Genomic DNA, 7,702 nt, shown 5'->3' on the forward strand with positions numbered 1-7,702 from the left:
GGCTGCTCTCGCTCACTCGAATTATCCAGGGTACATACACACAATAATCCGCTATTCCATTTATGACAGTAACCACCGGCCTGATGCTGACGTCGGGGGCCAAATATGGTATAAATCCTGCCATCTTGTGACTCACGCTCTGCCAAACCTTCCCGCTGCTGGCGTGACAGGTTTTTTGGCCCCGTTTGAATTAACTGGCACAGAGATGCTCGTGTGCGTCATTAATATGTTTTTTGTGCGTAATTAAGGTAACCCGGTGAATATTCAGGCTCTTCTCTCAGATAAAGTCAGCCAGGCGCTGATTGCAGCAGGTGCTCCAGCAGGCAGCGAACCTCAGGTTCGCCAATCTGCCAAAGCTCAATTTGGCGATTATCAAGCTAACGGTGTGATGGCCATTGCCAAAAAACTTGGCATGCAGCCCCGACAACTGGCAGAAAAAGTCATTGAACTGCTCGATCTTGACGGTATTGCCAGCAAAGTCGAAATTGCAGGCCCCGGTTTTATCAATATCTTCCTTGATCGTCAATGGGTTGCCAGCAAAGTAGAAGAAGCGCTGAAGGCCCCTAAACTGGGCGTTCAGCCAGTTGAGCCACAAACTATTGTGGTTGACTATTCTGCACCTAATGTGGCTAAACAGATGCATGTTGGTCACTTGCGCTCGACCATCATCGGTGATGCTGCGGTACGGACTTTAGAGTTCCTGGGCCACAATGTTATTCGTGCCAACCACGTCGGCGACTGGGGCACCCAGTTCGGTATGCTGATTGCTTATCTGGAAAAAATGCAAAACGAAAATGCCAGCGACATGGGCTTATCGGATTTGGAGCTTTTCTATCAGCAAGCCAAGAAAACCTATGATGAAGATGAAGAATTTGCCAAGCGTGCCCGCGCTTATGTGGTGAAACTGCAAAGCGGTGACGAATATTGCCGTCAGATGTGGCGTAAATTGGTGGATATCACCATGGCGCAAAACCAAATTGCTTACGACCGCCTGAATGTCACCCTGACCAAAGATGATGTGATGGGTGAAAGCCTGTATAACGCCATGTTGCCTGAGATTGTGGCTGACCTGAAAGCCAAAGGGCTGGCAGTGGAAAGCGAAGGTGCGACCGTTGTCTATCTGGATGAATACAAAAATAAAGATGGCGAACCTATGGGCGTCATTATCCAGAAAAAAGATGGCGGCTATCTCTACACCACCACCGACATCGCCTGTGCCAAATACCGTTATGAAACACTAGGCGCAGACCGTGTGTTGTATTACATCGACAGTCGTCAGCACCAACATCTGATGCAGGCCTGGACTATCGTCCGTAAAGCTGGTTATGTGCCGGAATCTGTTCCATTAGAGCATCATATGTTTGGCATGATGCTGGGCAAAGATGGCAAACCATTTAAAACCCGCTCCGGCGGTACAGTCAAACTTTCCGATTTGCTGGATGAAGCCATCGAGCGTGCGGGTAAACTGATTGCCGAGAAAAACCCGGATATGCCTGCGGATGAACTCAAGCAAGTGGTTGAAGCTGTTGGTATTGGTGCCGTGAAGTATGCCGACCTGTCAAAAAGCCGCACCACTGACTATATCTTTGACTGGGATAACATGCTGGCACTGGATGGCAATACTGCGCCTTACATGCAATATGCCTATACCCGTGTGGTTTCAGTATTTAAGCGCGCTGGTATTGATGAAAGTAACCTGACCTTGCCGTTAGTGATCACAGAAGACCGCGAAGCTGCACTAGCTACCCGCTTGTTGCAGTTTGAAGAGGTCATCACTACCGTGGCCCGTGAAGGGACACCGCATGTGATGTGTTCTTATCTATATGACCTGGCCGGTTTGTTCTCCAGCTTCTACGAGCATTGCCAAATCCTGAATGCTGATAGCGAAGAAAGCCGTCAGAGCCGCCTGAAACTGGCCATGCTAACAGCAAAAACCCTGAAACAAGGGCTGGATACCTTAGGTATTCAAACGGTTGAACGGATGTAGTTTGTTATTGCGTCAATCACCTCAAAGGCACCCAAAAGGTGCCTTTTGTGTTACTAAAGAATCAGTTCGTTCTGCGAGCAAAATCGCGCAATTTAAATCCAAGCAAAGCAAGTGCTGCAAAGTAGGCAATCACCCCCGCAGTCACAACAGCAGAAAGCCGTAGTAGGCGATAAGCCATACCCCCGACATCCCAGTCAGGCATGACCCACAATAACCCTAGCAACACCACTGACATCACCACCACACCAATCACCAATTTAGTCAGGAACACCGCCCAACCTGGTTGCGGCTGAAAAATCTTCTGCTTACGTAACTGCCAATATAACAAGCTCGCATTCAGACAAGCCCCCAAACCAATCGACAGTGATAAACCGGCATGTTTAAGTGGCCCGATGAAAATCAGGTTCATAACTTGAGTGATTATCAGCGTAATAATGGCGATTTTGACCGGTGTTTTTATGTTCTGACGTGAGTAAAAACCTGGGGCCAGTACTTTTACAACAATCAACCCCATCAATCCGACTGAATAGGCCACCAGCGCACGTTGTGTCATCAGCGCATCAAACGCACTGAATTTCCCGTATTGGAATAATGAAACAACCAATGGTTTGGCTAAAATGCCCAAAGCCACCGCACTTGGCAATGCCAGCAGGAAACACAGGCGCAACCCCCAATCCATCAACTTAGAATATTCATCATGATTGCCGCTGGAGAAGCTTTTTGCCAATGAAGGCAACAAGATAGTCCCCAATGCAACTCCCAGCACACCGGAGGGGAACTCCATCAAGCGGTCAGCATAATACATCCATGACACCGAGCCTGAGACCAGGAATGATGCAAAAATGGTATTGATAATCAGGGAGATCTGGCTCACGGACACACCCAGAATAGCAGGCCCCATTTGGCGCATTACTCGCCATACACCGGCATCTCGCAGCGATAACCGAGGCAATACCAACATACCTATCTTTTTCAGATGAGGAAGCTGGTAGCCCAATTGCAGTACTCCCCCGACCACCACCGCCCAAGCCAGTGCCATGACTGGTGGATTGAAGTAAGGTGCAGCGAAGAGTGCAAAACCTATCATGCTGATATTCAGAAAGGTTGGAGCAAACGCCGGAATTGAAAAGCGGTTCCAGGTATTAAGAATCGCCCCCACCAGCGATGCTAACGAAATCAGCAAGATATAAGGGAATGTCACTCGCAGTAATGCAGAAGTTAATGCAAATTTGTCTGGTGTGTCGGTGAAGCCGGGCGCAGTAATAAAAATGACCCAGGGTGCAGCCAGCATCCCCAATACTGTCACCACTGCCAGAATAAGCGTTAATAAACCGGAGACATAGGCAACAAATGTCCGGGTTGCTTCCTCACCTTGCTGGCTTTTATATTCGGCCAGAATCGGTACAAAAGCCTGTGAAAAAGCCCCTTCAGCGAAGATACGCCGCAATAAATTAGGTAATTTGAATGCGACAAAAAAGGCATCCGTTGCCATACCGGCACCAAAAACCCGCGCGACAATCGCATCGCGAGCAAAGCCCAACACGCGGGAAAACATGGTCATTGAACTGACAGCTGCCAGTGATTTCAGTAGATTCATAGGTTTTTCTGATCTGTTTTCCGATCTGTATTTGCAAAATACGCTGTAAATATCAACGCCTGCTATAAGCAGGCGCTGCTTCTACCCAATATTGGATGGATTGTATCAGTTCTGGCCGGCTATTCCGCCACCTGCTGTTGTAACAGAATCTCTATCATTCGTTGCGCGAGGATAGCCTCTTCACCTGACACTTGCGGTATCGTCTGGTTACTGACCGCGGCAATAAAGTGATGAACCGCCCCGCTAAAGCCTCGTTGTTCTAATGTGGTTTGCCAACCAGGTGCGGGCAAATTTATCACTTGCCCGTCGGACTCCTGCTGCCATTGGCGCATATCCGTAATCTGATAGCAGGTACCGGGGCTAACCGCTTGCACACTTTCGCGTTGAGTTCCGCCGTTGCGATGCATGCTGGTGGTGATCAGACAATCCCCCGCCTGGAAATGGTGTTCGGCATACAGCATCTGCTGTTGTGGGTTTGTTTGTATCACCCCACTCAATAATTTTGCCTTCTCCCCCCCCAGCCACAGCGCCGTATCCACCACATGCAGATAATCATCAAGCAAGGTAAAACGGACATCATTTGGCCCGACACTATTCTGCCGATGTTTCTCCATGCGCAGCGATACAGGGTGACTCATTTGCTGCTTAAGCTGCTGATATAAAGGCGCGAAACGTCGATTAAATCCCACCATTAGCGCCAACCGTTGCTTCGCCGCCAGTGCAATCAATTGCTCAGACTGCGCAATTGTTTCAGCTAATGGTTTATCGACATAAACATGGATCCCGGCCTGCAATAACGCGCTCACCACCTGAAAATGGCTCGCGGTACTGCTGTGGACGAAGATGGCATCACATTCAGCGGCCAAGGTATCCAATCGCGAGAAGTAACGCATGCGATAGCTGTCACATACTGGTTGTGCTTTTATCTGATTGGGAGAAAACGCCCCCACCAATTGCCAGTCCTGCGCTTGGGTCAAAATAGGCAAATAAGCCTTTTGCGCAATGCCGCCAAGGCCGACAATGCCGACGCGTAATTTTTTATCAACACCGGATTGTTTCATAGCATCCTTATTAATCATCCAGCTGTATCAACACTTCGTCCAGACGACGAGTCAGCGCCATGACCTGCTGTTCGAGCTGAGCGACTCTGGCTTCAAGATCACGGCCCCCTTCTGGCGCACTTTGTGCTGCTGAAGACAGGGGTGCAATATCGCCACTGAGCAGATGCATAAAGCGGCTTTCTCGTTTGCCTGGCTCGCGCGCTAAGCGCACCACGAAAGGCCCATCATCGCGTAAAGATAACTGATTGAGTACTTCTTCAGTTTCAGCCACATCAGAAAACTCATACATCCGGCTGGTACGAGTACGCAACTCGCCCGGCGTCTGTGCGCCGCGCAAAAATAGTGTGGTCATCACGGCCAGTTCAGCGGGAGAAAACTTCAAATTGCCAAATTCTGAATTACAAAAACGGTGCTCATACTTCATCACCCGATTGCCGCTTTGGGTGCGGATAAGGTGTTTTTTCAACAAAAAATCCAGTGTTTGTTGCACCTCTGATTCAGATAACTCCATTACTGGTTCACGGTTGGTTTTCTGATTACAGGCAATCGTCACACCATTGAGTGACATCGGATATTGCTCTGGCGTGGTCACTTGTTTTTCCAGTAAACAGCCAATAACTCTGGCTTCCTGTGCATTTAAACTGTGTTTCATCCTGACCTCAGCGAGTTGGCGTCCATTCTTTGTTAGTCAAAGCCGTCAGCACATGATCGCGCCATTGACCATCAATTAATAAGTAATCTTTCGCGTAGCCTTCACGTTCAAATCCAAGGCGTTCGAGCAAATTACCGCTACGATGATTATGCGGCATATAGTTAGCCATAATACGATGCATCCGCTCTTGCCGCTGCATGTAGCGAATCAGGGGTTGTAAGGCTTCAAACATCAGCCCCTGCCCCTGCCAGCGCTCACCTAATGAATAGCCAAGAAAGCAGGCATGGAACGAACCGCGCAACACATTGCTAAAATTCGCCACACCACGGACTTCTTTTTCTTCTGGATCTAACAAAATAAAATAATAGGCGCTGCCTTGTTTTTGCAGTTCCATTATCATTCCCAGCCGGGCCTGCCAGCCAGAAGGCATGCAATGACTTTGATCACGCACCGGCTCCCAGGGTTTAAGAAATGCCTGATTTTCAGCGTAATACTCCGCCATGCGATACGCATCACGCTCATTAACCAACCGTAGTGACATTCGGTCTGTTGTTAAGCGGATTTTAGGTGTTGCTGAATGATAGCCGAACATCTGCTCCCCTTTGGCTATGCGCTGTACTCAATTAGCGACAATCTTTTTTATTCAATATACCTGTTGTCGGGCTGCCACGTAAAACGATGGCCGCGCTCTTTTGACACATCAGTACAGAAAAATTGCGCAACTAAAGAGCCAAAAAGGCATTTTATTATGAAACTGTCGGTGAGGTAACGTATTGACGATAAAAAATATTATCAATCCGAATTCTGCATTCTTGTCATCTTAACCAGGTTTGTTAGACAGATGCACCACAGCAAATTGAAACTGCTGATCACTATCGCCATCATTTGAAAATTTTCCCGTCATAAAATCAATTCTATTATATAGGCTGACTCGAACATCCAATTAGTTTCATTATATCCGTAGCAATTTGTTATTCGCTCTGCCAAATTAAATTACAGGCTATTTACATTGATACATCCATTATGTGTTCTTTTTGCAGTAGCTCTGCCAGGCAATATTTACAACGATAAAAAACAGACTCAGATTAATGATTAAATGCATGAAACCCCTGCACAAAACATAAGCAATTCTCTTCCCTAATTTGTCTATTTGTATTAAAATTTCGCTGAAGGAAAATAAGGATCATCAACAAATAATTAAGGGACATTATGGACATTCATCTTAATCAAAAAAGTAGATTTATCGAGTATTATCAAGCCATTGCAATGACTAACAGTGACAAGCTATTAAGGGTAGCCAGAGATGTTTCGCGTTTTGTTCTTCGTGATGCTCTCGTTAGGGCAAGGTTTGAAAATGAAATAAAAGATTTTATTAGTGAACAGATGAAAATAATAAAATCAGCCAGAACGGAATCTGATTGCAAGATAGCTATCGATAATTTGAATAAAGAGTGCAGCCATCTCCTTGAACAAGATCTTATGCTGAAAACCAAACGAGCCAAAACTGTTGTCTCTATAGAACTTAAAAAAGATCGAGATACTTGGGGCTATGTCATACAAGGAGTTAATATAGTAGTTAGTGGACTTACAATTGTCGCAGGATTTACTTTAGTGGCAGGGACTGTAATGTCTGGGAATGTGATAGGAGTTATAAGTGGGGCAACAATAATTTTACATGGCTTTAATGGTTTCCAGGAAGGTATTAAAAATCTGATAAGCGGGTCTGACTCCTCAACAGGCTTTATGCTAAACGGTTATATAGCGACCGCTGAATTTTTAGGCTTTGAGAAAAAAGTGGGTGTGTTAGCCTATAACTTTATGAGTATTGGATTATCAGGTTATGGAATGGCAAGAATGGTTCTGAAACCTGATGCTTGGAGACTGTTTAGACATATCCCAACTGATTATGTGAGAAACATAAAAACTATGGGATATGGTTCATTAGCCATTGAAGGCACCGGTAATACTTTATCAGTTAAAGCAATTAACGATAGCCAATAACGCTAATCACATTATTCTTTCAATGACACAAAGAATAACTTCGCTCCTAATAGCATGGGAGCGATAAAATACATAACTATAAGACCAAATGTCAGAGCTACACTATATGATATAAAATCAAGGAAATCACCTAAAATAAAAATTGCCAACCCAATCAATAAAAATAAAACTTTCAACAATGTCATAACTAAAAAGAGTTTTTTTAGCTTTCCTATGACAACGTCAAAGGTAGAATTATTCCCGATAGCTTGTTTGCGTATAAACTCAACATCCCTTTTTGAGATAAATTTTTTCTCTGATAACAACATCTCAATACTTTTATCGTCCATAATAACCTACTATCCGCATTAAACAATTTTATATGGTATCGTATTTTCGTGTGATGCTGCAATCATACAACTTAA

The 7,702-nt window shown here is 45.6% G+C and carries 7 protein-coding genes; 2 read left to right on the forward strand and 5 right to left on the reverse strand.

What is annotated here, in order from left to right:
- Positions 1–256 precede the first annotated feature (256 nt).
- On the forward strand, positions 257–1,987 hold the full coding sequence (argS, locus tag QSV56_RS19485; RefSeq protein WP_046050816.1) for an arginine--tRNA ligase: 1,731 nt from the start codon (positions 257–259) through the stop codon (positions 1,985–1,987).
- A gap of 61 nt (positions 1,988–2,048) precedes the next feature.
- On the opposite strand, the gene murJ is transcribed toward argS, so the two are convergent.
- The 4 genes from murJ to rimJ all read right to left on the reverse strand — a co-directional run bounded on the left by murJ (position 2,049) and on the right by rimJ (position 5,889).
- A complete protein-coding gene (gene murJ / locus QSV56_RS19490; protein WP_019079639.1) occupies positions 2,049–3,584 on the reverse strand; it encodes a murein biosynthesis integral membrane protein MurJ in 1,536 nt (511 codons plus the stop codon).
- 119 nt (positions 3,585–3,703) lie between these two features.
- Complete coding sequence (locus QSV56_RS19495) at positions 3,704–4,663, reverse strand: Gfo/Idh/MocA family protein (protein WP_050870471.1); 960 nt, start codon at positions 4,661–4,663, stop codon at positions 3,704–3,706.
- Complete coding sequence (locus QSV56_RS19500) at positions 4,656–5,297, reverse strand: YceH family protein (RefSeq protein WP_050321652.1); 642 nt, start codon at positions 5,295–5,297, stop codon at positions 4,656–4,658. Before QSV56_RS19500 ends, QSV56_RS19495 begins: the two co-directional genes overlap by 8 nt.
- 7 nt (positions 5,298–5,304) lie before the next feature.
- Positions 5,305–5,889 carry a ribosomal protein S5-alanine N-acetyltransferase gene (gene rimJ, locus QSV56_RS19505; RefSeq protein WP_005169134.1) on the reverse strand — a complete coding sequence of 195 codons (585 nt, stop codon included), beginning with the start codon at positions 5,887–5,889 and terminating at the stop codon, positions 5,305–5,307.
- A 674-nt stretch (positions 5,890–6,563) separates the two neighbouring features.
- On the opposite strand from rimJ, the gene QSV56_RS19510 reads away from it, so the two are divergent.
- Positions 6,564–7,298, forward strand: a complete 735-nt coding sequence (locus QSV56_RS19510; protein ID WP_046695686.1) for a DUF4225 domain-containing protein — start codon at positions 6,564–6,566, stop codon at positions 7,296–7,298.
- An 11-nt stretch (positions 7,299–7,309) separates the two neighbouring features.
- Here QSV56_RS19510 and QSV56_RS19515 read toward each other — a convergent pair whose 3' ends face one another.
- Positions 7,310–7,627: a hypothetical protein gene (locus QSV56_RS19515; protein ID WP_301213385.1), complete on the reverse strand. Its 318-nt coding sequence runs from the start codon at positions 7,625–7,627 to the stop codon at positions 7,310–7,312.
- Between the last annotated feature and the right edge of the window lie 75 nt (positions 7,628–7,702).

Source organism: Yersinia sp. 22-579 (assembly GCF_030433455.1).
GTDB lineage: Bacteria > Pseudomonadota > Gammaproteobacteria > Enterobacterales > Enterobacteriaceae > Yersinia > Yersinia enterocolitica.